This window comes from Chryseobacterium jejuense, from assembly GCF_900100075.1.
GTDB classification, from domain to species: domain Bacteria; phylum Bacteroidota; class Bacteroidia; order Flavobacteriales; family Weeksellaceae; genus Chryseobacterium; species Chryseobacterium jejuense.
Map to the genome: position 1 here is coordinate 183,503 of NZ_FNEG01000001.1, position 25,042 is coordinate 208,544.

Annotated in this window: 23 protein-coding genes; 13 read left to right on the forward strand and 10 right to left on the reverse strand. The window is 31.3% G+C overall.

All coding sequences use genetic code 11. The features are described from left to right. Position 1 precedes the first annotated feature (1 nt). The 13 genes from BLS98_RS00850 to BLS98_RS00905 all read left to right on the forward strand — a co-directional run bounded on the left by BLS98_RS00850 (position 2) and on the right by BLS98_RS00905 (position 10,625). Complete coding sequence (locus BLS98_RS00850; RefSeq protein WP_089732659.1) at positions 2-703, forward strand: hypothetical protein; 702 nt, start codon at positions 2-4, stop codon at positions 701-703. Beyond that, complete coding sequence (locus BLS98_RS00855) at positions 691-2,043, forward strand: PAAR-like protein (protein ID WP_089732661.1); 1,353 nt, start codon at positions 691-693, stop codon at positions 2,041-2,043. The genes BLS98_RS00850 and BLS98_RS00855 overlap by 13 nt, the downstream gene beginning before the upstream one ends. Next, on the forward strand, positions 2,033-2,515 hold the full coding sequence (locus BLS98_RS00860; RefSeq protein WP_139166050.1) for a hypothetical protein: 483 nt from the start codon (positions 2,033-2,035) through the stop codon (positions 2,513-2,515). The genes BLS98_RS00855 and BLS98_RS00860 overlap by 11 nt, the downstream gene beginning before the upstream one ends. Positions 2,516-2,573: 58 nt before the next feature. Beyond that, positions 2,574-2,951, forward strand: coding sequence for a hypothetical protein (locus tag BLS98_RS00865; protein WP_139166051.1), 378 nt, complete (start codon positions 2,574-2,576; stop codon positions 2,949-2,951). A 26-nt stretch (positions 2,952-2,977) separates the two neighbouring features. Further along, positions 2,978-3,415 (forward strand): hypothetical protein, encoded by a 438-nt coding sequence (locus tag BLS98_RS00870; RefSeq protein WP_139166052.1) that lies wholly within the window; start codon positions 2,978-2,980, stop codon positions 3,413-3,415. 161 nt (positions 3,416-3,576) lie between these two features. Further along, the gene (locus BLS98_RS00875; protein ID WP_089732670.1) at positions 3,577-3,987 is read left to right on the forward strand and encodes a hypothetical protein; all 411 of its coding nucleotides are present in this window, start codon (positions 3,577-3,579) and stop codon (positions 3,985-3,987) included. 36 nt (positions 3,988-4,023) lie between these two features. Then, positions 4,024-4,200: a hypothetical protein gene (locus BLS98_RS23125; RefSeq protein ID WP_167356145.1), complete on the forward strand. Its 177-nt coding sequence runs from the start codon at positions 4,024-4,026 to the stop codon at positions 4,198-4,200. A gap of 454 nt (positions 4,201-4,654) precedes the next feature. After that, the gene (locus tag BLS98_RS00880) at positions 4,655-6,457 is read left to right on the forward strand and encodes a tetratricopeptide repeat-containing sensor histidine kinase (RefSeq protein ID WP_167356146.1); all 1,803 of its coding nucleotides are present in this window, start codon (positions 4,655-4,657) and stop codon (positions 6,455-6,457) included. 6 nt (positions 6,458-6,463) lie between these two features. Beyond that, a complete protein-coding gene (locus tag BLS98_RS00885; RefSeq protein ID WP_089732675.1) occupies positions 6,464-7,228 on the forward strand; it encodes a LytR/AlgR family response regulator transcription factor in 765 nt (254 codons plus the stop codon). Between the two features lie 367 nt (positions 7,229-7,595). Further along, positions 7,596-8,114, forward strand: a complete 519-nt coding sequence (locus BLS98_RS00890; RefSeq protein ID WP_139166053.1) for a hypothetical protein — start codon at positions 7,596-7,598, stop codon at positions 8,112-8,114. A 16-nt stretch (positions 8,115-8,130) separates the two neighbouring features. After that, positions 8,131-9,141, forward strand: a complete 1,011-nt coding sequence (locus BLS98_RS00895) for a hypothetical protein (protein ID WP_089732678.1) — start codon at positions 8,131-8,133, stop codon at positions 9,139-9,141. Positions 9,142-9,390: 249 nt separating this feature from the next. Beyond that, positions 9,391-9,579, forward strand: coding sequence for a bacteriocin-like protein (locus BLS98_RS00900; RefSeq protein WP_089732679.1), 189 nt, complete (start codon positions 9,391-9,393; stop codon positions 9,577-9,579). Positions 9,580-9,791: 212 nt separating this feature from the next. Next, the gene (locus BLS98_RS00905) at positions 9,792-10,625 is read left to right on the forward strand and encodes a T9SS type A sorting domain-containing protein (RefSeq protein WP_089732680.1); all 834 of its coding nucleotides are present in this window, start codon (positions 9,792-9,794) and stop codon (positions 10,623-10,625) included. A gap of 329 nt (positions 10,626-10,954) precedes the next feature. Here BLS98_RS00905 and BLS98_RS00910 read toward each other — a convergent pair whose 3' ends face one another. From BLS98_RS00910 to BLS98_RS00955, 10 genes are all read right to left on the reverse strand, one after another. Beyond that, the gene (locus tag BLS98_RS00910; protein ID WP_089732682.1) at positions 10,955-11,788 is read right to left on the reverse strand and encodes a DUF6602 domain-containing protein; all 834 of its coding nucleotides are present in this window, start codon (positions 11,786-11,788) and stop codon (positions 10,955-10,957) included. Beyond that, complete coding sequence (locus tag BLS98_RS00915; protein WP_167356147.1) at positions 11,781-12,245, reverse strand: M67 family metallopeptidase; 465 nt, start codon at positions 12,243-12,245, stop codon at positions 11,781-11,783. The genes BLS98_RS00910 and BLS98_RS00915 overlap by 8 nt, the downstream gene beginning before the upstream one ends. After that, entirely contained in the window at positions 12,242-13,918 is a 1,677-nt protein-coding gene (locus tag BLS98_RS00920) for a ThiF family adenylyltransferase (protein ID WP_089732686.1), read from the reverse strand. The genes BLS98_RS00915 and BLS98_RS00920 overlap by 4 nt, the downstream gene beginning before the upstream one ends. Then, the gene (locus BLS98_RS00925) at positions 13,899-14,849 is read right to left on the reverse strand and encodes a nucleotidyltransferase family protein (RefSeq protein ID WP_089732688.1); all 951 of its coding nucleotides are present in this window, start codon (positions 14,847-14,849) and stop codon (positions 13,899-13,901) included. Before BLS98_RS00925 ends, BLS98_RS00920 begins: the two co-directional genes overlap by 20 nt. A 216-nt stretch (positions 14,850-15,065) precedes the next feature. After that, a complete protein-coding gene (locus BLS98_RS00930; RefSeq protein ID WP_089732690.1) occupies positions 15,066-16,691 on the reverse strand; it encodes a DUF4209 domain-containing protein in 1,626 nt (541 codons plus the stop codon). Positions 16,692-16,801: 110 nt separating this feature from the next. Beyond that, complete coding sequence (locus BLS98_RS00935; protein WP_089732691.1) at positions 16,802-18,526, reverse strand: hypothetical protein; 1,725 nt, start codon at positions 18,524-18,526, stop codon at positions 16,802-16,804. A 236-nt stretch (positions 18,527-18,762) separates the two neighbouring features. Continuing rightward, positions 18,763-19,701 (reverse strand): hypothetical protein, encoded by a 939-nt coding sequence (locus BLS98_RS00940; RefSeq protein WP_089732693.1) that lies wholly within the window; start codon positions 19,699-19,701, stop codon positions 18,763-18,765. A gap of 24 nt (positions 19,702-19,725) precedes the next feature. After that, positions 19,726-20,616: a bacteriophage abortive infection AbiH family protein gene (locus tag BLS98_RS00945; RefSeq protein ID WP_089732695.1), complete on the reverse strand. Its 891-nt coding sequence runs from the start codon at positions 20,614-20,616 to the stop codon at positions 19,726-19,728. 39 nt (positions 20,617-20,655) lie between these two features. Next, positions 20,656-21,672, reverse strand: a complete 1,017-nt coding sequence (locus tag BLS98_RS00950; protein WP_139166054.1) for a hypothetical protein — start codon at positions 21,670-21,672, stop codon at positions 20,656-20,658. 52 nt (positions 21,673-21,724) lie between these two features. Then, complete coding sequence (locus BLS98_RS00955; RefSeq protein WP_089732699.1) at positions 21,725-25,042, reverse strand: protein NO VEIN domain-containing protein; 3,318 nt, start codon at positions 25,040-25,042, stop codon at positions 21,725-21,727.

Genomic DNA, 25,042 nt, shown 5'->3' on the forward strand with positions numbered 1-25,042 from the left:
AATGTCAGGAATATTACAGAATCTTCACCAGAAAACATATCGGTTGGAGACCATTATTACGGAACAGAAAAATCCGGTGTATTCTACTCAGAAAAAATATGGCAGAGAGGTTGAGGTTTATTATTATGGAAAAGTAAGAGAAGAGCATGAATTTCATATTCTGGTTACCCATTTCGATTTTTCTGAAGAAGAAGGAACAATGGATAAATTTTTAAAAAAGATCAGCTATTTGTTTGATGAAATAGAGTGCAGGGTAGATGACGAAGGAAATATTACAGCAATAGATAATTTACTTTTCTTACGATTAAGATGGACGGAAATTCAGGCAGATTTGTCTGAAACACATAAAGGAGAAGCAGTAGACCAATATTTCAGCCAAATCAGTGATTTGCTGGAAGATGAAAAAAAACTGATCGACTTTCTGGGAAGCTATCAGATGTTTGGATTACTGTTCAACGGTTTATTACAGGCATTTGAAACCAAAAAGAAAAGAGAATCTCCGGAAGGATTTACAGAGATCATGACTCCTGTGAAAGAAGGCAATACAATGAGTTTAAAAATCTCTGCTGAAAATCTTGAACAAACAGATACCAATGACTTCAGGGGACTGTTTGTAAGCAGGGAAGACCAGCTTGAAGAAGGATTTATAGAAGTCAGAAAAAACAATTTCCATTTAAAACATTCATTATTATGGATAGGGTAAATAACGACGGAGATAATACCACTCCGGAAACTGTACCGGACAATGAGCAACAGAGGGCAGATAACAGAAGGAAGATGGAGGATAAACGAGCGGAGGATGCTGAAAAAGAAAAAGCAGAAGCCGGCCTGAAAGTTGTCATAGATACAGCCACTTTGGAATGTACACTATGTACAAACCCAAAGGGAATAATGGTGGTAAATTATAACACCCCCACCATACAGGAAAAGAAAACAGCAACTGTAAAAGAAAAAGGTCCTAAAAGCCTCGTCTTTACAGGAAACTGTCTCAAAAGTCCTAATGCTGCACTGCCTTGTGCTTCCGTTATGAAAGTTGGAGAATGGAAAAAAGTAGGTACTTATCTGTCCCAGGAACAACTTGTATTGCTGCAACAAAGTACAATTCCCTGTAACTACGGACAGATTGATATTAAAATTACAGATAGCGGACAAATTCATCAGCCCGACAGTATTGAAGCCAAAGGAGCACCTGTCCCGGATCCGAAAGATGATAACAAATGTTTTTGTGAGAAAGAGTTTACAGAAGATGATATTAAATCTTTTTATAATTCAAAGAAATTATTTACAGCTAAAAACTGTCCTTTACCTGAGAATATGAAAAGTTATAAAGAATTTACAACAGCTCTGAATAAAGCAATGAAAGATAATAATATAAATAGTTGTTTGCGCAAAGCTCATTTTCTGGCACAAATTGAAGCTGAAACAAGACTTGATACTACTTTAGAATATGATGATGGATGGGATTATGATCAATCTACTCACATTGAAAACTATAATAAATATCTATTATTCAAAAAAGATAAAATAAAATATAAAGAAAATGGTACCGCTCAAATACAGAGAGGTTATAACAGATATCTTGAATGCTTAAAACGTGAGAATAATGTAAAAGGAGATGGTCCAAAGTATAAAGGAAGAGGATTAATTCAACTCACATGGAAAGATACTTATAAAGCCTATTTTTTGAAGATAAATAAACCTGCAACAGAGGACCCGGATATTGTCGCTAATGACCTGGCGCATGTGTGTAACTCGGCAGGATGGTACTGGAGAGAACAGTCAGCATGGGGTGATTTGAATAAATTTGCAGATAATGATGATTTTATTTCAGCAGCAGTTGGTGTAAATGGTGGATTAACAGGATTTAAACATAGAAAGGAAAACCTAAAAAGAATTCTGAAAAATATGAAAGTAAAAGAGAATTGTAAAAATCAGAAAATAAAAGATCTTGGGGTTTATAAATATGAGACGAGTGCAATCAAAAATTCAAATTGGGGTAAAAAAGATAAAATTAAAAAATCAATACAACAATATGATGACTAACAAAATAAATATAATCTGTGTAACATTTTTTTCTGCTTTTTTTTACGGTCAAGAGGTTATTGATGATTTTAATAATGATAAAATTAATGATACTCTTACTTATAAATGTTATAAGGCTGGAGAACTTAAAGAGATTAATGAGCCCACTTGTAAAGCTGTTTTGGTATTAGGTAAATCAAAAAAGGATTATAATTTTAATATAAGCTATGTATCTTCTCCGGTTATCAGTAATTGTGGAGCCGGATGTATTTCAGTTTTTGATGCTGCTCCTGATACAGAATATACTCAGGAATATACATACTTTCCAAAATATGACAATTGGATACTCACAAAAAACCAGACCCTTTATAAAGATGAAAATGGGAAAATAGAAAATAATGTGTCTAAAAAATATTTATTGTCTATTGATAATAAAAAATATCCAATGAAAAAAAATCATAGGGCTTTAAAAAGAAAGACGTCAAAAAAATAATAGTAGGATAGATTCGGGAAGAAATAGAATTATAAACGCTGTTTTTCACTGTATCATAATGAATTTTACAATAAAAATAATACCCTTTTCTATGCTGATCAGCATGGTTACTAATGCTCAGGAAATAAAGATTTGGGACAAGACCTTAAAGACCAATATCATTGCTCATCAGAAAGTAACTGATGACAGCACTTTTTTATCAATAGACAGGAAAGAAAATAAATGGCTGGGTAAAAACCTAAATATAAAAACAGTCAATTACTGGAGTCATGCTCCAGTAGAAGTTACTTCAGATTGTTGCAGAAAAAATACTATGATTATCAAACGAACCTTCCTTGGAAATAATATTGTTGGTGATAAACTTTATTTCAAGAAAAATAAAGGGAAATATTACTTCAATGCTCTTAAGGAATTTGAACAAAAAGCTGAACAATAAAAGTGTATGGGAATAAAGCTGAAATCATGAAAAAAGTTATCGTATTATGCTTATTGATGCTGCCTTTTATAATCTTTTCTCAATCTGAAAAGAAGCTTCCGGTTATTCCTATATCCAAATGGTATAAGCTTGGTTTCAAAACCTATGATAAAGAATTTAAAATGTACCAGAACCCTTTTATTTTAAATGGTCATAAAAAATATACAATAGAAGGATATGGAAGTATGAATTATTCTGATGGAAAATTGCTCGGAATTTCTCCCAATAACAGATATATTGTGCTGGATCATATTTCAAAAGGATATGTAGAGGATGGAGTAAATAAACAATTGTATGAAAACTATTTGTGTGTCATTGTAGATGTTCATAAAAAGGAAGTTGTTATGAATATGCAAAGCGATTGTAGCGGAGAATGGAATAAAAACAATCAATGGATGAGCAGTGGCAAAGCTGTGTTTCCGTAAAGAATATAGGTGTTTTTAATTCATTTAAATTTGAATTTGTAACCAGTGAAGAGATCTGTTATGATTTCAAACAAAATAAGTACTTTTACCTTGCTCTGATTGAAAGATTGGAGAGGTTAATGGCTAACTGCTAAAAACGAGATTAAACGATTTACCAGATCATGAAAAGCTATATTGATATTGAAACAATACCCAATTGTAAAATTGAAGAGGATAAATTTGAATGGGGCGAACCCTACGATATACATACCCCAATTTTTATTTTTAAAAAATTTTCAACCTCAAAATTAGAAAATTCAATCATTCTGTTTGGAGAAAATAATTTTAAACAGCAATTATTATCCCTGTATAATGTCATTATTAATCATGAAGAGTCTGAAAAACTTGAAAACTACACAGGAGATGAATTTGATAGAAAAGCAATACTAGAGCTCATTAATTCTTTTATCAAAAAAAATGAAAGTTTAATCGCCCCATGGGAAAAATATCATATTGGATTGGCAGAATATGATTATGTAAGCTATAGTGAAAGGCAGACGCAGGAAAGTTTATGCTATGTTAAAATACAATAAGTAATTCCCATTGGAACAAAATCTAGAGAAGAAGGTTTGGAGATTGTAAAATCTACCGTACTGAAACTGAATAATCTCAATGAAAAGTGTGATTATTCTTTAATAGAAACTAATGAAAGGGAACAGATTGCTGAAATAATAATTTTAGCAGGATATGAAATGGGATATAATGCTTCTGATGAAGATGGTACAGAAGAATGGAGAGAGTGGTAAACATGAATTGAAACAGTATTAATAAAAAAATAGAGTATGATTTACATGCTCTATTTTTTTTAATAGAAATCACTCTAAATAGATCTCTTCCCGAATGCCCACAAATATTTTGGTATGATGACAAACCAATAATATTTAATCTAAAGTTTATTTCTAAGCTTAATTTTAATTTATATATTGCGCTCCGATTTTATATAATATGGAAAATACTTAACTAAAATTTAAAGAATAAAGAAGTTAAAGGAGAAATAACCCTCCTAGTGTTAATTTTATTTTCCAAATTCAATTCCTTCTTTTATTATTTATGTATAAAACTAAACTACTAGCCGTAATCACATTTTTATTTTTTATTTTTTCAAATGCTTATGCTCAGGATAGAACTATTGATTCCTTGAAAAAAGAAATATTAAATCCCAAAATACATGATACCCTCAAGCTATCGAAAATAGCAAATTTGATCGATCAAATACCTTCAAATAGCCATACATCCGATGTATTGACAGAGATGATGGGGGAAATTGCTTCCAAAAATTTAAAAAAGACCAACAGTAAGGATTTACAAAAGAAATACACCCAGTATTTAGCAATTTATTATGGTAACTTATCTTCAATGTATGAAGCAAAAAGAGATGTTGTAAAAACATTAGAATATGCTGATAAAAGTATAGCTCTTTTCAAATCAACCGAAGATTACTATGAAATGAATTATACCATTGTAAATAAGGGCATATTCTATTCTCACATCAATGAATATGAAAAAGCAATATCATGTTTATTTACTGCACTGAAATATTTTGAGAAAAATAAAAAGGAAAATCAGGAAGGAATTTCTTATGTGAATTCTGTGATAGGTACAGTTTATATTGATCAGGGAGAATATCTGAAAGCTATTGAATTCTTTAAAAAAACGATTAAGTATTTTGAAAATAGGAAAGATCCGAATGGTAATGAAAAATATACTTTAGGGATGGTATATATCAATTGTGGATCTTCCTATTTATTATTAAAAAAATACCCTGAAGCAGTTTCTTATTTCAACAAAGCTCTTGCCCTTTCGCAAGAACTTGGAGATTATGCTACTACCAGTGTTATTCTGAATAAATTAGCACAGGTAAAGATGGAGGAAAAAGAATTTGAAGAATCAGATTCACTTTTAAGAAAAGCGCTGGAAACAGATCCTGGAGAACTGTCTAAAGCCAATACTTATATCAATTTAGGAGATTTATATTATCGGAAAAAAGAATTCATCAAGTCCGAATCTTTTTTGGAAGAAGGATTTTCAATAAGTAAAAAAATTAACAATCTGCAACTGCAGGAAAAATCCTCAAACCTGTTATTTAAAGTTTACAAAGAAAATAATAATTTTAAAAAAGCACTGGAGGTATATGAATTTCAGAATAAGCTACAGGACTCCAGTAATGTTGAAGCTTCTAAAAATGCACTGGCACAACAGCAAATTAAATATGATTTTCAAAAAAAACAATTAAACCTGGAATTAAATGCCGAAAAGAAAACAGCAGCTAAAAATAACTGGCTGATTGCACTTTCCGGAGTATTGTTATTAGTAGTATTGGGCGGATATTTCTATTATAGGAATAACAAACAGAAGCAAAAAATTACCATTCTTGAAAAAGACAGAATAAAACAGAAGCTTTTGCTTTCTCAAATGAATCCGCATTTTATTTTCAACTCGATAGATAATATTCAGAGTCTTATTATCAACGGAAAAGAAAACGTTGCAGTATCCTATTTGAATAGTTTTTCTAAATTAACAAGGCAAATTCTGGAAAATTCTAATGAGAATTATATCTCGCTGCAAGAGGAAATTGATATGGTTGAAAATTACTTATCCATACAGCAGCTTCTTTATAATGACAGGTTTAATTACAGTATTAATATTGCAAATATATCGGATACAGAATCCTATTTTATACCCCCCATGTTAACACAGCCGTTTATAGAAAACGCCATTAAACATGGGATTAGAAATAAGGATGAAAAGGGAATGATCGAAATTGCTTTTTCTTTCAGCCAAGAGAAATTATTCTTTGAAATAATGGATAACGGTTTAGGGTTCAATGCTGAGAAGAAACAATCTGGTCATAAATCAATGGCTATGAAAATCACCAAAGAAAGATTACTGAACTATACCCAAAATAAAAACTTTGAAGTACGATCAGAAAATAAAGTTGATGCAGAAGGCAACATACAAGGTGCCAACATTATATTTGAAATACCCTACATTCACGAAAACTAAGATACCATGTTAAGAGCTATCGTAATTGATGATAATCAGGAAATCAGAAAGAAAAACTGTACTTTGATTAAAGCCAATTGTCCTAATATTACAATAATCGGACAAGCTGATTCTGTAGAATCCGGAGTCGAAATCATCAGACAATTATCCCCCGATATTGTTTTTCTTGATATCGAAATGCCAGACGGTACCGGCTTCGACCTACTTCAAAAGCTAAGTCCCATTACCTTTAAAATAATTTTTATTACAGGATATGAAGATTTTGCTATAAAAGCTTTCCGTTTTTCGGCTATCGACTATTTATTAAAGCCATTAAATGCCAATGAACTGGTGGAAGCTGTAAAAAAAGCTGAAGAAATATTGAGCAAAGACATTTTTGATATAAAACTCAATAATTTATTTGCCAATCTTGAACGCCCGAAGAATCTTCAAAATTTAATCCTCAAAACTGCGGATAAGATATATTCTGTTAATATCCAGGATGTTGTAAACTGTGAGTCAGATAAAAACTATACTACTTTTTATTTCATTAATGCACCTAAGCTGGTGGTTTCTACCAATTTAAAAGAATATGAAAACCTATTAACTCCATTTAATTTCTTTAGAACACATCAGTCACATTTAATTAATATGGCCTATTTTGATCATTATATAAAAACGGATGGCGGGAATACGGTGGTGATGAAGAATAAAGTGGCTATTCCGCTTTCGGTACGAAAAAAAGAAGACTTTCTTCTTTTGTTACAGAATCTTCAGGTTCAAGGATTTTAAACAGATTTATTTAAAAAGCTAACGAATTTATTCTCAATTCCGGCAAATGTTCATTTGTCGGAATTATCATGATGTTTTGTTTTATTATTGCACTGTGAATGTGGGAAAATAGCAAGCATAGAAGTAATAGATCTTTAATTGCTAAGTTCCTGAGAAAAAACAAAAACTAATAACCCTATCCCAGGCTCTGATTGTACGGAGTTTGGGATTTTTTTTATACAAAACTCAGAAAGTATACGAATTTCCTCCAAATCCCTACGAATATTCATTTACCAAAACCCGAGAAAGCTTTTATTCTATTTTTGAAACCAATTGTAGAAAAACATTATATAACGATTAACCATATTTAAAATTAAACAACAAATTTATGAGAGTAATAACTTTAATTTTCATGATTTTAGCCTTTATGATAGGCGGTGCATGTGCAGGAGTTCTTTTTAAAAACATTGAAAATAGAATGGATGGAAATGATTACAGTGTAGTAGAAAAGGCTCAAAAACAAATTGATGAATTGAAACAGGCAGGAATTGATGTTACAAAAATTGATGATCCTCAGGCAAAAGCTAGCTTAGAACTTTTAGAAAAAGTACCACCAAAATGGAAAGTAGACTATGCTGGACCTTTAGGTATGCTTGTCGCATTTTTAGCATTTGTAATGGTAATCGTTGCCTTTATGAAAAAGGAATTCATAATCAAACTAAGCATTATAGTAGGTATTTTGGGACTTCTTCTCTGGATTATCTCACCAGATATACCAGGAGGAAAATATTCGGGAATTAATCCTAAAACCTTATCTCTAATCGCATTTGTGGGAATAGCAATTTCTTCAGTTTGTGCCTTTATGAGCTACAAATTATACCTTAAAAAAACAATAGTTATAGCATAATTTTAAATTAATATCCATGAAAAAAGTAATTCTATTATTTTGTATTGCGTTTGCGGTAAATAGTCAAGCACAATTTTTAGATAAATTAAAGGAAAAAGTGGGCGGTAAAAGCAAATTACAGCTTTTCCCCGAAGAGAAATTAGATTTTCCTCAATATCAGAACAATATTGGGAAAGTTTGTTTTTCTAATGAAGAATTTGAGCGTACATTGCCTGAAAACAAATACATAAAAACATATAATTTTGGTGATAAATTGTCTATGAGAGCTTGGTTTGCCAATTCTCCATCAAATAGTATGCTGTTGCAGTTAGAACAAAGTGGTGTAAAACCGCGTGAAATAAACGATAACAGAAACGCATTCGAATATCAGGGTAAAATTCTTTTTGTTCTTTACCTTGACGGACAAAAAGTAACCAACACTAGTTATGCTTCTGATTTCAAAAAATCAGATATTTCGGGACTGGCTACCCACAGAGCTGAGTTTAATGACGGTACAGACGATCTTTATTTTGGAGAAACTTTAATGACTGATCTGAAAAGAAAACAAGATCTGTTAACTCCGGGAACTCACAAATTAAAAATTGAAGTTATACCGATCAAAATGGCAGGCTTAGGTAGTGATTTTCCATACAAACCTATTGCAGTAGGTGAAATTGATATGATTGTTAAGAACAACGCCGTTGACAAAAACGATCCTCAAGCTTGTCTTCCGGCTGCAAAAATGAACGATAAGGCTTTGCAGGCTAAGATAATTACAGCTTACAAAAACAGAAACTTTGGAGATACCCCAAAAGACGTTCGCATTACTTCTGATCGTTGGTATATCAAGAAAAATGAATACTCAGGAATGCCTATTCGTAGAACTGTTAGTGCAACAGTAGGTAAAACTAAAAACGGGAAATGTTATTTCGACGAATATAGTTTCTCTCAGGATTATGATGGTACACAATATCAGAACGAAGTTTATCTTCTGGGAGAAGGAATTGGAACTATGCGTGAGATAAGCTGCAAATGTCTTACTCCGTAATCTGCCAAAGGAAGTGATAGAAGTACAATAAGAAAGAATGTATAGCGTGTAATTATTTATTACATAAGCAAATGAATTTTTCTTATTGTGCTTTTTATAAAGGTTATTTTATTCTTCTAAATAGCTACATTCTGATTTACAATGACTATATGAAGATTAATGATACCATTTCAATGTAATGAATGTTAAAATAAAATTGAGCGGAATCCGAAAGTTTAAAGAGTAGGAACTATAACAAAGCCAATTATTATGAAAAATTCAAAAAAGCTTTCAAGAGAAAATCTGAAAAATGTACAGGGAGGATACACTCCTGAATGGGTAGCAAGCATGTATTCTTTTGGATGTCAGCTAAATCCGGGACCTGGTTTAACCTATATATCTGTTCCCGGTTGTCCAGGTGTTAAACGATATTGTATGATGGAATTAAACGAGGATTAAAATGGGATATAAGTGTCTCTGGATAAAATCAAAGACCTCTGAAAATCAAATGATTTCAGGGGTCTTTTCATTTGAGATAATTTCTATTTCTATAAAAATAAAGATATTTCCTCTTTTATAATAGTGAATTATATTGAAAATGACAGATATCTGTCATTTTATGAAAAGCTCATACTAGATAAATTTGTAGCATAAATAAATACAAAAATGCTATGAAAAAAATTATTAGAATAGGAATTCTTCTGATTTCCTCTATTGTCTATTCTCAGGTTGGGATTAATACTCAATACCCTAACAGTACTCTGACTGTAAATGGATCTTATGCAGGAGCATACAAGGCTATAACTACCAATACAGTTCTAACTATCTCTGATCAATTTATAAATGTAGCTGCTGGTACTACTTCCTCAATTACAGTTACCTTACCTAATGCGGTGGTAGCAGATGCAGTAAAAGAATCATTTTTGGGGAGAGTGTATCATATTAAAAATACATCTTCTTTTGATGTAACCATTAAGGGAAGTGGTACACAATTGCTGCAAACGGGACCAACTTCTATTTCAAATACCATTGTTCTCACGTCAGGGCAGGGGGTGACCACACAACTAAAATTTACCAGAACTCCCGGAACTCTTATATTAGAAATTAACAATGTTCAGGTAGGAACGATACCTTTTAATTCTAATAGTATCACTACAACAATTGAGAATATAGACATTGCTGGTGACTTTGTTCTGAGAATTGTAAATCCTAATACCGGACAAAGAATAGCAATTGATGATTTATCCTGGACATGTTATTCAACTTTGGCAGTCAATGAAGTTAATAATAAGAATTCTCAACTTCTAATTTATCCTAATCCCATTCAAAACGGTGAATATTTACATCTTAATAAAACAGTAAAAGAGATTATTATTTATAATAGTGATGGCAAAATGATTAAAAAGTCCAATGTTAAGGGGAATTCAGTATTAATTGATAATCTTCCAAAGGGAATATATTTAATTAAGATAGAGGATTGTATAAATAAATTTATAGTTAAATAATCTTTTATTGTAAAACAAAGAATCCATCTCATAAAATAGTTATGAGATGGATTCTTTTTAATAAGTTAACTGTAACTTAAAATGAAAAAATTGTTCAGATTTTAGAAATCCTGCTCCTAAGCTGTTCAGATTTTATTTATCCTATTTTTCGTTACAAAAGTAAGCATATCTTTTTAAAAGCAATTTTTGAAAGATTACAAAGAAAATATTCTTAAAAATTTATCTCTAAAAGAGTATCAAAATTTAATGTTTGATCCATTTAAAATGTTTCATGAAGAATATATAAAATTTGTCTCAAAAAGAGTTACAAGCTCAATTCTCAAGTAATACTATATTGTAGGGTCTATTTCTTCACCAATTTTATCAAGATATGTTTGCAAGTTGATAGCAGGCACTGTTCCTATAGCTTGCTGAAGATATCGTGTTAGTTGCATAAAGAATGTTACCAATGAGTTTTCTGGCTTGCTAAAAGTTAGCTCTTTGAATGTTCTTGAATTGTAGTAGTCACGATAGCGTTTCTCAAAATCACTTTCGTTTCTCAAGCTGATATCCTCTTCACCATCATAATCAATTGAGAAGCTTCCGTAATCAGCTATACAACCAAAGTCTATGGTTTTAAAACCTGTTTGAGCTTTTAGATGTTTTTCTATGGTTGATGTTTGCTTGATAGTATTGGTGCTAGTTAATATTCCTCCCAAAATTTTGGTTAAAGGTCTTGCCGGAACCACTGCCCCGGAATTAATCATTTTTGTTGTAGTTCGTTTCAGAATTCTAACACTTTCAATTTTTTCTGCTGCATACTCAATATAACTTTTACCTTCTACTGTTCCCTTAAGATCCGGCTTAACTTCAAATACTGCGTACACGCCCTCTGCTGGTATATAATGAAAGCCATTCTGCGAAAATATAAAAGGAGTAAACCAATTATCATAGATTACGATGTCGATCTGATGACTGGTATTTCCTTCATGATCAATAACAATTGCTTTATCTACGCTATATCGATTGGGTAAATATTTACTCAGCCATTCGATCCAAGCATTTTCCAATGAATCTCCTTTAGATCCTGGATGATTAATGAATTCTCTATTGGTGCTAAGTTGTGAAATCATTTGGCTTTGAAGACCATTGAATAACATTTTAAGATCAATTTTTTTACTCATATGCAAATAGTTTTTTTTCTGAGTAATAGTAAAAAGTAAAATTTTGCATTTTCTTTTTACTAATACTTATAATTAATAGTAATGGGTTTTTAATTTGGACTTCATCTGATTCTGCTGTTTCTATCATGGCATTGAGATCAGTACCGCTGTACATCGTGGAACCATTAGGATGAGAATGCCATTCGCCAATATAATATCTGCTGTTTTCCTGATATTCTTTTATAAAAAGTTTTTCAAGATCTTTGGTAGACCTCTGAAATAGGACAGGAGATGCTTTGTATTTATAAGGTAGAATAATAGATTCTATAACTACAGATTTAAAATCTTCAGAATATTTTCCCAGCAGGAAACCTCCGAATTCGTTAGGGTAATGTTGAACAGCAATTGTTTCAATTTCCTTTAATAGAGACTCTTCGAATACGATCTCTAAATTATTATGTCTATTTTTAAGTATCAATATTCTATAATTTTAAAGGAACTATTATTTTCCTGGATAATGAAATTGTTGAATGCTTTCTCTCCCGAAAAAATTCTGTTGATTTGCTTTAAAGCAATTTGAACCAATAATGCAATATCGTTATACGATGCTTTGAATGTCGGACTCCAACAACCCGTCGGTTCGTACATGTCATTCACATCGTTTTCGAGAACGTGCGAGAACTGATTGTTTACAAAATTATAGATGTTTGGATAAAAGGCACAGACTAACTCGTTAGCGTGATTGGTCAGCGATATATTGATAAGCTTTGAGTGAAGCGTAAGTTTGTTTAATACATACATCAAATCATTGTCCGTCGAACAGTCAAAAATGATATCATATTTATCCAGATCTGATGTAATATAGGCTCGGAAATTTTCATCAGTATAAAATGATTTGATATACTTTTCGAAATAATCATTGTTAATTTGATGGGAAGTTACAAAAGGTGAGATCTCATAAAGTGAGCCTGCTAACTCAAAAATCTTATTATTGATTCCTTTTGAAAAGCGATATTCTGATCTACAGACATTTTCAGGCTCTTTAACATCATGATCAATGAAATCAATAAACCTGCATCCTGACCTTGTTAACGTCGTCGCTATCATACTGCCAACGGCTCCTACACCTATAATAAGAATTTTTGCTTCAGTAATTGTATCACAAAATTTACCGCGTCCAAAAAAATATTCGTACGAGGCATTCCTGGAAATACCCCATTGAATGGGCGCATCATCAATGCCAGTATACCATCGTCCCGCTTTCCTTCCTTCATTTCGTTCAGGAATACCCTTAATCGGAAATTTTCCCACTTCCATTAACGCTGCCTGCCAATGAATTTCCGTGCTGTTAATTTTATATCCTATAAAAAATGGGATAACCTTTCCGTAATCTTCTTTAGCACATTTATCCTGAAATTCATGAAGCATGGTTAGAATATTTTGAGGGAGATCAAGCTCAGCCCAAGTGGAGTAGGCAAATCGATTATACTTTGCAGGCGGATTTTCTCGGAAAAGATAAATTCCTTCCCGGTCTGTAGGTTGCTCAAAATAAAAATCGTTCCAGGAACATTTCTTTTTTAAATCGGGAAATGTCTCAAAGGATTTTATATAAAAATTATAAATGTGATCTTTTTTGTGATGTCCATCATGCAGTAAAGACAATTTTACAATGCCTATTTCTCCCTCATAAAATACCTTACCGGTTGATGTGAAAGTAAATGAATATTTATCACCATTGACTGCAGAGTCCTGTACAACCAGATGTTCATATTTTTGGTCTTTCTCCTTGTTAATGTAGTATTTAATAATCCATGCCTTCAGAGCATTAAAGTCAATCCAAATCTTATTCTCAAGATCTTCACTATGTGCGGTATGTATACATATGTTTCCGTTTGCCATTACGTGATTGTACTGAATCAAATCAGAATTAAAAAATGTAATGGATTCGGAACTATATGTTTTTAAAGGGTATTCCTGAGTTATTAAAAAATCAAAGAATAATGGATTTTTCAGTTCTTCGAAAGCAATTTCTATATTTCCACTAATAAAGAATTCCCCCTGTTCTATGCGATTGATTTTGCTTACAAAGGGAATTTCTGATATTGTGGATTTTATTTTTTCTAATCTCACTCTATCCAAAACGTTGATCATCTTTTGGAATTGACAGTCCCGTAGACCCTTTCAGTCCATACGACTCAGCTGTGTCAAAATCCTTGTTAACAGGAAAATATATTTTAATGTTTTCAGAATTTTCCGTAATCCTGTCTATCATATTTCCCATTTTGTTAGATAAGTTTTGACGATCAAACCAAGTGAGGTTTTTCATCAAGTCATTACTTGGGTTGCCAGGATCCTTTAATGTGAAATCCTCACGAGTTACATTATCTTTTATGTAACTTAATACGCCTTCCGTTTTCTCCCATAAATTTCCTGTAATTGTTGACTTGTCAAATGCTTTTAACGTAAAAAGCTCCATCAAAAAGGATTTGTAAGATTCACTGTTAGAGTGCTTCCAGATTTTTAATAACCTGATTATTTTTCTTTCGTCGTCTCTGGATTTAATTGTGTCTATTTGTGACTGAATATTTGTTTTCATGTAGGTGCCTTTACTGAAACCCCAAGTATCTTTGTTGAAGTAAATATTTAGATCCCTTACATCTAAATAAGAATCTACGCTGATTTCTCGTCCCGGAACAACATCAATGCTGATCTGATCTCCGTCTTTATCTGCTTTAAAGATAACGCCAATTGAAACCTTCTGTTTTCTCACCTGCGCAAGCCCTGTATTCTCATATTTCTCATATAGGAAGTCGTAAACAGCATTGTACATTTCTTCAATCGTAGCAAAACTGTTTCTTTTGAACGGAACAACAATATCCAAATCAAATTTTATGTTGATAGCTGTATGCTTTCCGAAAGAACCGGAATTTAAAGGGCTATAAATATCGGAAGTGTAATGCTCCTCCAATGCTTCTTTAATATGCCCTCTCTTATCTCTAAATTTTTGCACTAATTTATCAATATGACTCATTCGATGGGTCTCCAATACATTAGCTAGATATTCACTTCTGTTAACTGCCATAAATTTTTATTTTTTTAATGATGAATTTCTCAAATCTAATACCGATTATAATTATTTATATGATTTATGTCATATATTTTCATTTTCTGACATCATGTCGGATAATCTGTTGTAAAATGTTATTTATCAAACACTTGTTTAGTTCTTTTTGTCGCATGAGAAGGAGTGTGCTGCACGACCAATAACATATTCAATTGTAACTTTGAGTTTAGTTTATCAAGAAATATTGGAACTACGTTCCGGAATTTCAAAAAAATCTTTGGTTAGTAAAACCATTTTTAAAGTAATCCACCACAAGTAAATTCCATAAAAATTACTTTCCCATGTGCTAGCTAAGCCGTGACAGATCCTATTACGGAAATTTGTACTGCTCCCATCAATGAGAAAGTTATGAAGTTCAAATTGAAGGTCTTTGTTGCAGATTCCATTTAACATCTTATCTTTATTTTCTGGATTTAAGATCGTACCAAGTGTGTTATCATTTTGAATATCATCAGCAAGACGTGTAGTATTCCTACCATTCACTTCAATGATATTTTTGAGACTATTTTCGATTTGAGGTATTAATAGGTGAGAAGATAGAATGAAATTATTTTCAAAGCCACTATAAATTCCTTCAATAAAGAATTCTTCTCTCCCGTTAGGAATGAATGCACTATTTGTTGTCCGAATCAATTTCAATATTGATTCTTTTGATAGTTTCTCATAATTATCCATGATAGATTTTATTTCAAGGATCAAACCTATGTTTACTTTTCTGTAGTGATCTCTCAAAACATTATTATAATAATTTTTTTCGTCAGTAATACCACTCACCGTACCTTTATCAGATATGCGAGTATAGTTACCGAAAAATTGACCAAATAATGATTTACCTTTCTGTTCAAAAGCCTTATTGATTATTTGCTCTTCAATAATTGGAATCTGAAGCAGGTTACTTAAACCGGTTTGAAAATCACTTATATTTAAATTTTTCATCATTTTTGAGATGTCAAATTCTGACTTGATATTAATAACTGAATTTGTTAAAACATTATACTGTTCTGCTTGCTCAATTTTAATTTTTTTGTTAAGCCTATTTCTAAAGTCTTCATTTTCTGGTAAGCTTTTGAGTTCCCTTAAAGCGGTAGTATATGCTTGTAATATAATAGGATAATACGTGTTTATTTTTTTTTCTGAAGTATGAAAATCACCTTCTTTTTCTAAACATATTGCATTTTGTATCTTATAATCATTATTATCATAATAATTCAATTTATTTAAGATGGTGATATAATGTTGTGCTGAACTATATTCATTATTAGTATAGTCATTGCTTAAACAGTCAATCGATTTATTAATCAACGTTTCTTTAGAATTTTCTTGAAGAAGGAAGTAGCAGGAATTAATCAATAAGCTCCTGCAATACGAAGTTTCAAGCTTTTCAAAAACAGACAATGCTTTTTTCTCATAACCACTTAAGACATCAAGAAACAAATTTTTGACTTTGCGAACCAGTTCTATTGAACGCAGAAAGAATTTCAATTCATTTGTTTCGTCAAACAATTGCTGGTAAAATTCTACAGCAATCTTGACACTTTGTATTTTATCGTGATGTCCTAAAATAAATTTTAAGTCATTTAATCTGGCTAACATTTCGATATTTGCAATTTCTAGTACAGGCATTTTAAATTCCGCACTTTTAGAAAGCATGATTAATGATTCATCTGCAAGTTCACATCTTGCTAGCTCTAGCAGATTTTTAATTTCAAGGTTTTCGCTATGCATTTGTGATGCTTTATACAGCTTACTTCGTAACTCTTGCAAATATATTTTTTCGGAAATTGTAAATAATTGTGACATAATAATTTTCTCTAACTGTATATTTTTGCTAAATGCCTTTTAGAAATATTTTTATTCTTTAATTATTTATGTAAAAGTGAATTTTATTCAAATTATAAATTACAAACTTTTCATTGTGATTGTTGATTATTATCATCTTTGTTTTTTAGATAGTTTTCAAGGTCACTATCAATAAAAGTATAACCTGTTGCAATAGATTCTTGCTCTATCTGCTCCAACATGCCGACTGATAAATATTCGTGTTGCGGAATCAAAAAGTACTCTTTCATAACCGGAGCATCATAACAAATCACAGTTTCGCCAATAGCAACTTCTACTACGGATTTTTCATGTGCTTCATCCAAAAATTTATTCATATTACTAAGGTAATATTTAATAAAATTAACATCACCGTCAGACTTTAGAACTATTGCTCTTAGCAAATCATCGCTGATGATATTTAGATTAAGATTTGGAAAGAACATCCCATTGCTTTGTACTGTAACAACCAAATAGTCGACGAGAACCATAAAACCATTTGGGAATAGTCTTTTACGGTCTAAATGAGGAAAAGCTCCTAAGCTCAACTCCTTTAGTAAATTAATTCCCTCTGGTTGGTCTAAAAATTCTTTTAACTTTTCAATTTGCGAAATTGCTTTGTCTACAAATCCTTTCTTACCGGTTGACTTAAGATGTTCTTTCGCCCAGCTAGCTGGTAAACTATTTTTAATCTCACTAATAAAAAAGTGAAATCCAAGAGACGGTTCATAACTTATGGCAGCTATGTCAATATCAGGCAAATGCTTACCAAACGTTTGTAGGTTAATATCTTTTAGAATTCTGAAATTTCGGAAACCCTCAAAATATGAAGCAATTTTATTTACTAAACTATCTCCTATAATAATTCCACACTCTGCTGAAAATGCATTGCTGTCCTTTTTGGCAAATTGTTTTAATACAGCACCAAGTGAATCCTTTAAGGAAAAGCTCCAAGGCAATAAATAGTATTTGTTTGCCTCGGTATTTCTGATGAATGTTCCCTGTGAAGATGAAGAAATATCTCTTAATATTTTCTGAACCGTTATTTGGGAAATACCAACTTCTTCAGAGATCTGATTTGTAATGTCTGCTTCTTGATAGCTTATCACACAACTAATCTTATTAGCACTCGAAAAATAACGTTCATACAGTGAAATAAAAAGTAAGACTTTATAAACTTCATAAAATTCTTTGTATTGAAACCCTCCAATATTAACCGTGCTGTCATTCTGAATATAGGAGAAAAAATGATTTAATTTAATTTCTACCTCTGCAGAAATTCGCTCAAAGGCTTCACTAACATTTGGGTTTGCCAAATCCCAATTTGAAGTTCCTCGCAGAAGATCTTTAGGATTAGATTCTTTTATTTTATTTCCGTCTCCTAATGAGTTCAGATGAAATGAAATTCTTTCTGATGCCAACTGTCTAAATATTGTATGATCAGTAACGCTAATTATTATTTTTTCACCATCATATTTCCATGTTATTGCATTAGGCAACGCAAAAGAATAGTAGATCAAATCTCTTATTGAATAATAATGAGTAGCAAAATGAGCTGATTGCGATATTTTTTTGAAAAACGTATTGTCATCAATATTTCTTTTATTTACTTTACTTCCTTGTGAAATCAGAGGCATAAGAATATCTAATGCAGGTCTAAGGTTTTCCCCAACGAGAAAATTTCCGCTAGCATATAAATATTCTATAAACTCTCCAAGAAACATAATAGTTTCATCACCAAAATCAATGTCTTTCAGATGTGTTTCAAGAGTTTGTTCAATTAATTCGTCAACTTTGTTTCGTATTTCTTTTTCCATTGTAATAGCAGTTATTATTTTATTACAGTCATATAAAAATTTAGTATAGTTCCTTAAAAAAATTATGATTGTAATACAAATTTTACCGTTAACTTTATTTAAAGATTTTGAGTTAGCTCAGTATATTTCCTTGTTACTTCCAAATTTTACTCGATATTTCAATATTTTCGAAATGTTTAATACAGTATGAATAATAGATCATTTTTATCAAGGTGTTCTAAAGTTGAAAATTATTATCATGTCAAAACTTTGATCTTCTGTGAAGTCATTATCTCTATTTTCGAAATAAGTTCTCTTACCGAAAGGTTTGAAATATAGCTAGAGTAATATGTCAAATCTTTAACTGGTAAATTTGAGACAGAAAAAGTATTAATGTCGATGTTTTCTAGTTTAAATGCTTTTGGAATTTCAATTCTATAAAAATTTTGTAAAAAATTGTTAAACGAATGTATGTCAATATTTTTTTCTTTTAAGTGTCTTTCTAAATCAATGATTTCCTGTTCAGGATTTTCAACGATAGAATAAGGTAATCTAAAATTGCGGTAAGTTTCCAAATAAGGAAAGAGAAGGAACTCCAATCCCGCTTGGAATGCACAATAATATATGTAGAAGTTGATTGCAACATCGCTTTTCCTCTCCAATTCACCAATTATCGCCATTTTCTCAAAGATTGTCCTTTTCAATTCTAAAGAATCGAAAATATATAGGTTGTAACATTGGTTAGAACAATCTCTAAGTACAGAAAATGCTTTGTGGATTTCGTTATTTTGCAATGCTATGTCTGATTTTAATAATAATGCAAGAACTTTCTCCTTTGTATTATCCGGTATTTTTCCAAGATTCTCATCAAGAAAATTTAGTGTGTAATTGTAGCTAATTGTATTATATAAATTTGATATGGGTAAAACACTTTCAATTATATCGTACTCGGATTTTTTAGTGAGTTTATCATTAACGTAATCAAACACTGTTTCAATCTCAATATCCATTCTTTTAGAATAATCAATATATCTATTTAAAATTGACAAAAGATCTTGAAATTCAAATTCATTTTGGTGAACGAATTCAATTAAAGAATCAAAAACCGTCTCTAAAGATTGTGTTTTTAATTGATTTGTCAAAAAGGTTTTGAATCTTGAAACCTTGTAATTTTTTCCTCTAAAACTATATTCCATAATAATTGATCATTTAGAGATTGTTTAAGCTATATTGTAATCAGACATCTTAAAAAATTCTATTCTACTTTCATCAATTCCAATTTTTTGAAGGCTATTTAAATGCGTTGCTTTTTCCCCATCACTATAAAAACTGACTTTCCATCTTGACGACTCAACAACATATTTTTTAATATTTGCAAAATAAGGCATGTCAACAGAATTAAGTGAATGCCCTAAGATTATTATTTCATTGGTTTCCCTTAGATTTTTGAAGAAGCTTTCATTCTCGGACAGAACATCATCAACAGGTTTTTGCAAAGCATAAAAAGGCTGCTGAGCATTGGCTTCTGAATCGGAAAACTGAGTTCTGGTTGTTTCTCCATCCGAGTCAAATTCAGGCTGTGTTTTTAAGCTCTTATTATGACCAAATGTCAAATCTCCCAAGTTATTTTCGACATCACCGTGTATATGTAATATTTTACCAGCCGGAATTTGATAGACTTCTTCTAATGTCAACGTATAATTAAAGTTTAAGAAAATTGAATCTTCTTCTAAAAGAAGTTTTCTTTTTGTATATTCAAGATTTAGATCAGTTAACCAATCTTCAAATACCTCTTTGATACTATTAACCAATATCTTTGTCTCCTGTTCCAGATCATCCTCTAATCCATATATAAAACTGGGTCTAAAGTTGTCATCAAGTACATCAATCTGATTTATTTCATCAGAAAAAGCTTTCCAATCGAAAGTACCTAAGTCATTTTCAAAGTCCTTCCACAAACATTTATCATTATAACTTAACTGAAAATACTCTTCAAAAGTATTTTCTAAATCCTGATGATTTTCAATTACAAATTGATGAAAATCGTTGTAGCTGGTTGGAAGATCGTGATACAGATCGAATCCGTTTCCAATTATGTAAAGCTTATTCATTTATGTCCTATTTTTATGAAATTAGAGTGTAGGGTGATTTTATTCAAATACTTCATTCCATTTTTCTAAAGCATCGTAATAATTCTTTTCAATATCAAAATTTATTAATTCTCCTAAATATTCTACAATCTTATCTTGAAATTTTTCAGCTTTATCTAACGCTTTTCCAAAGTTTGTAGTAAAAATCTTTTCCTTTTCCAGGTCTTGATATAAATCAAAAATTTCCTTAAGTGTGCTTGCAGCAAATATTTTTATATTATTTTCCTGAAAATAATGGGTGCTGTTCAAGTAGTGGGCTATATTCAATATGACGTTGAATAATCTTAAGAAAGGGTGGGGATGTGAACTTTTATCAAAGTAAAGATCTAAGTTAATGGTGGCAAATCTTGCAATATGATTTAGCAGACATACAGAGATAAGTACAAATGTATCCTTAACTTTTTCTTCACTTAAGTCATCTGTAAATGTTTTTTCCAAGTAGTCCTGAATATGGTTTGTAATCGCAAAGGCAGCATATGTATCTGCATTTATTTCCAGTTTATGTTGCTCTATATTAAAACTTGGGCTTGTACTGTACATTTCTTGTAACGATTTATATAGCTCCCCCTGTTTACTAAATTGAATTAGATGTGCTAACTCATGATAATATGCAAATTGTGTTGCAACCTGAAACCCCAAGCCAGCAATAGAGTTATCATATTTCGAAATAAGATCAGGAAATCTTTTATTAAAAAATTTATCCAGCTCTTCATTTTGCAGAAGATTATCAATTGAAGACTGTACGAGTCCCATATTAATCAGCATAAAATATTCTCCCTTTATTCGAACAGCTTGCGCATTAGAACGAATGTCGTTGGTAAAAACAAAATAGTTAGGGTTTATATTTAGCTTTTCAGCATGAATATCCATGTTAGTCCTACAAAAATTATAGAATTGTTCATATAGTTCTTCATTTGGTAAATCACTAAAATTGAAGATCTCCGATTTAGTAAAATTAGCGGGATTGCTTATAATACTTGATTTGATAATGTTATCAATTTCTTTACTGTAACTCATATTCAATTCGGTTTAAGAAAAATTATAAATCTTTTTTTTTTTACACATTTTATCACTCTAAATATAACTTAATCGGAAAATCAATTAACCTTCCTTCAGAAATTATTGTTTTTAAATCATCTGTTCTTTCCATTCTGTGATTTTCGGTCCCAGCCCCTAAAACTCTGAAAATTGAATAGTCTTTGCCGGTGGCAAATAGGACTTTCCATTCTTCCTGGGATAATAAAACCGGGAGATTATCATTTGAAGGAGTTCCTTTAACTTCAATCAATTTTTCAATTCCCAACTCAGTAATCTCAAAATCATATGGTAAAAAACTTTCTTCATTTTCATTCATCCATTTAACTGAGGTAAATATTTCGGAGTTTTCCTTGAAATATTTATTCGCATATTCTTCCGCCCATCTACCTATTTCAATTCGTGTCTGATCATTCTCGACCTGAGTATATTGCCGTACATTGATTGCAGAAAAATCCACCAGTTCCTTGACCACAGGTGAAGAAATCGAATGTGCTATCTCTTCAACTTGCAACTGTGCCACGAAATCAATACTAAATTCACTAAATTTCTCTGCTATGTCATTCTCATCAATAGATCCCTCTTCGGTAATATCATGATGAATGTCAACAAACAACCCTAATTCTTCAATCTGTTCCGTATTAAACTTATTTTTCACTAACCAATCTAAAATATCTTGATCGTCCAATTGAAAGATCAATTCAAATTCACGTTCCATATTTTTCAATTCGAGCATCTCGCAAAGACCACTGCTCAAACTGTAAAGTGTTACTGGTTTTTTCCAATCTCCAGTGTAATAAAATTGTTTAGACCTAGTGTTCCAAACATCAATGTTTATATCAATTATCATTTCCTTCTCTTCGTTGCTGTAAACCAGTCTTAACTTATCTGCTCTAAAAAAGTTTTTAGCATTTAAGATCTGACGCAATCTTTCTACAACTTTTACAAATTCATCACTTGTATTGTGAGAATGTATAATCGCCAAATAAGTAAGCTTACTTTCAATCGCTGCTTTTAAAGCTTGATCCTCTGATTCGCCATGTGAAACAAATTCTAACATACTTTCAGAAATGAGAGGAATCATCAAAAATTCTGAGAGTGCTACAATTTCATCAGAAATTCTCCCCAGGGGTAATTTTAGAAATCGATCTGAGTTTACAGGAGTTACATCACTATTTATATTTGTAATATAAAGTTTTTCAACAGGCTGAATTGTATTATTTATGGCAAGTACCTTTGCATTTTTCCGCCACTCTAATACAGCATTTTTATCAGTTATACCGTGACCAATCACATAATTATAGACAGCAAATATTTGCTTGGTAGTATCACCAGAAATACTTTTAGCTGCTAGATTATCTAATATAGCAAGGCACTCGCTTACTGAAAGATATGTTTTAAATCCAAAAAAATCTATTTGCTCTTTTGTGGTGGCTACAGGAAAATCCACTACCGGAAATGAGTCACCAACGATAGCCTTAAAATTTGGTGAGAATAATTCTACAGATCTATAACAGATACCATCAGTAGCAGGAACACTTGGAAAACTTACGATGTAATAATTAAGAAAACTTGAAACAGGACTACTACCACCTCGATAAAAATATTTAGTATTGCTGCATTTGTTTTTCAATGTATCCCAAGAATCCAACATACTGGACCAGAAAAATTTTGAAAAATCTAGATCAGCCAAATGACTACGAAATTCAATCTTGGTAAAATGTGAGATATGATGCTGCCCGGAATACCGATATGAATGATAGAGACCTGGGTATTCTTCTTTTGATTCCAACCAGGTAAAATATGACTTTGCCTCCTCATTTTGACTTTCAAAAAATACTCTTTCTATTTTTTCTTCAATAATGTCAATAGAGATATTGTCTCTGACTCCAATCCTTTTAAAAAAAACTTTCCATTCTCCCTTATCATCCTCACTTTTTACATAGTCAGTCGCCAAGAAATTTGCATTAACTAAAATTTTAGAGAGTTTTTTATCAGGATTATAATCATCTGAAAAATAAGTTTGTGATGATTTGTATAAACCATTATTTGTCAAAACCGGAAGTTTCCTCAAATTCTCATAGTCATGTTCACTAAAATTTTTAGACTTATGGGTTGTGAATACAAAATCTGTAATTTCTAAAATATTGTTTTTATCAATTTTATTTTGATTGATCAGAGGAACTATGGCTTTACGAAATACTTCTACATTATCAGGTTCTTTAACACCTAGATTTGAAAGCCATTGTTTATAATGTAATTCTGCTGTTTTGAAATGTAGCAATATCTGTGGATGGATGTAGCTTAATTGACTAAAAGAAAGTGAATCTGAGTATTGTGCTATGGGGTAAAATACTTCCTGTGGGCTCTTGTAAATATTGTGCTGATCCATGATAAAAGATACTGTTTTCAGATTTGGCAACCAATCTGGATTGTTATTCTTAATAGTATTATTATAGAAGAAAACCATAAAGCGAATAGCACTATTAATATTATTAGCTTTGTCAGAATTAACCATAAATATTACTTCTAAGAATGTAAGATCTTTTGATCCCAATTCTGATAGCACACTTTGATCATTCATTTGTAAATCAATGATTGACATAGTGGAGGGAAGATTCAGATAATCCAAAATTGTCGATGAGTTAAAACATTTGGATAAATTATAGGTATCGCGTATACTATTAACTATTGTTGTTAAATCTTCGGTTTGTTCAACAGGAAGAAAGCTGATCGTTTTTGCAGCAATATCCAAACTATCATTAAAACCTAATTCAATTACGGAACTTGAATAGCTTGGATATTTACCCTTTAGAAGTTTAAGAACATCATACTTAAACATTGTGTTCTGCAATTCAGTAAACCATTCCAATTGCTTCACTGCAATCTCCTTGAAAAGAAACTCATTCCAGATATTTTGCATAAGTTCTGTTCTCTCAGCGTTCGTAAGAAAATCTCCGTTAATTAAAAATGAAAATCCTTTTTGAGACTTAGTAGGCAGATAGGAATAGATCACTGACCTGGGCACTGCAAGCAATTTATCATTTTGAACTCTTGCAGCAAATGTCAATTTTGTGTGCTTGGTCTCTTTTAATTTTTGAGGACATTCTGTATCTGACAATGTTGCTAGTTTTTTAGACAAATTATCGTCAATTCCGATTGTCATTTCTTTCAGGATCCATTCGCTTTCTAATGTTCTATCATTAAATAATTGAACTGTATTATCTTTTATTATTTTTTGTATAATAAAAACACAGTCTGTCCCATTAAAGAAAGTTATTTTACTAACCTTTCTTAAAAATAAAATTATCTGACAATCATTAAATACATCTACAATTTCCTTGTAAATCAA

Bases quoted from the DNA above. Each gene is read 5' to 3' on its own strand.
- BLS98_RS00870 (WP_139166052.1), top strand. From the start codon at position 2,978: ATGAAAAAAGTTATCGTATTATGCTTATTGATGCTGCCTTTTATAATC.
- BLS98_RS00940 (WP_089732693.1), bottom strand. From the start codon at position 19,701: ATGGAATATAGTTTTAGAGGAAAAAATTACAAGGTTTCAAGATTCAAA.
- BLS98_RS00865 (WP_139166051.1), top strand. From the start codon at position 2,574: ATGAATTTTACAATAAAAATAATACCCTTTTCTATGCTGATCAGCATG.
- BLS98_RS00850 (WP_089732659.1), top strand. From the start codon at position 2: ATGTCAGGAATATTACAGAATCTTCACCAGAAAACATATCGGTTGGAG.
- BLS98_RS00920 (WP_089732686.1), bottom strand. From the start codon at position 13,918: ATGATCAACGTTTTGGATAGAGTGAGATTAGAAAAAATAAAATCCACA.
- BLS98_RS00890 (WP_139166053.1), top strand. From the start codon at position 7,596: ATGAGAGTAATAACTTTAATTTTCATGATTTTAGCCTTTATGATAGGC.
- BLS98_RS00895 (WP_089732678.1), top strand. From the start codon at position 8,131: ATGAAAAAAGTAATTCTATTATTTTGTATTGCGTTTGCGGTAAATAGT.
- BLS98_RS00905 (WP_089732680.1), top strand. From the start codon at position 9,792: ATGAAAAAAATTATTAGAATAGGAATTCTTCTGATTTCCTCTATTGTC.
- BLS98_RS00855 (WP_089732661.1), top strand. From the start codon at position 691: ATGGATAGGGTAAATAACGACGGAGATAATACCACTCCGGAAACTGTA.
- BLS98_RS00935 (WP_089732691.1), bottom strand. From the start codon at position 18,526: ATGGAAAAAGAAATACGAAACAAAGTTGACGAATTAATTGAACAAACT.
- BLS98_RS00875 (WP_089732670.1), top strand. From the start codon at position 3,577: ATGAAAAGCTATATTGATATTGAAACAATACCCAATTGTAAAATTGAA.
- BLS98_RS00930 (WP_089732690.1), bottom strand. From the start codon at position 16,691: ATGTCACAATTATTTACAATTTCCGAAAAAATATATTTGCAAGAGTTA.
- BLS98_RS00885 (WP_089732675.1), top strand. From the start codon at position 6,464: ATGTTAAGAGCTATCGTAATTGATGATAATCAGGAAATCAGAAAGAAA.
- BLS98_RS00910 (WP_089732682.1), bottom strand. From the start codon at position 11,788: ATGAGTAAAAAAATTGATCTTAAAATGTTATTCAATGGTCTTCAAAGC.
- BLS98_RS00900 (WP_089732679.1), top strand. From the start codon at position 9,391: ATGAAAAATTCAAAAAAGCTTTCAAGAGAAAATCTGAAAAATGTACAG.
- BLS98_RS00925 (WP_089732688.1), bottom strand. From the start codon at position 14,849: ATGGCAGTTAACAGAAGTGAATATCTAGCTAATGTATTGGAGACCCAT.
- BLS98_RS00860 (WP_139166050.1), top strand. From the start codon at position 2,033: ATGATGACTAACAAAATAAATATAATCTGTGTAACATTTTTTTCTGCT.
- BLS98_RS00945 (WP_089732695.1), bottom strand. From the start codon at position 20,616: ATGAATAAGCTTTACATAATTGGAAACGGATTCGATCTGTATCACGAT.
- BLS98_RS00950 (WP_139166054.1), bottom strand. From the start codon at position 21,672: ATGAGTTACAGTAAAGAAATTGATAACATTATCAAATCAAGTATTATA.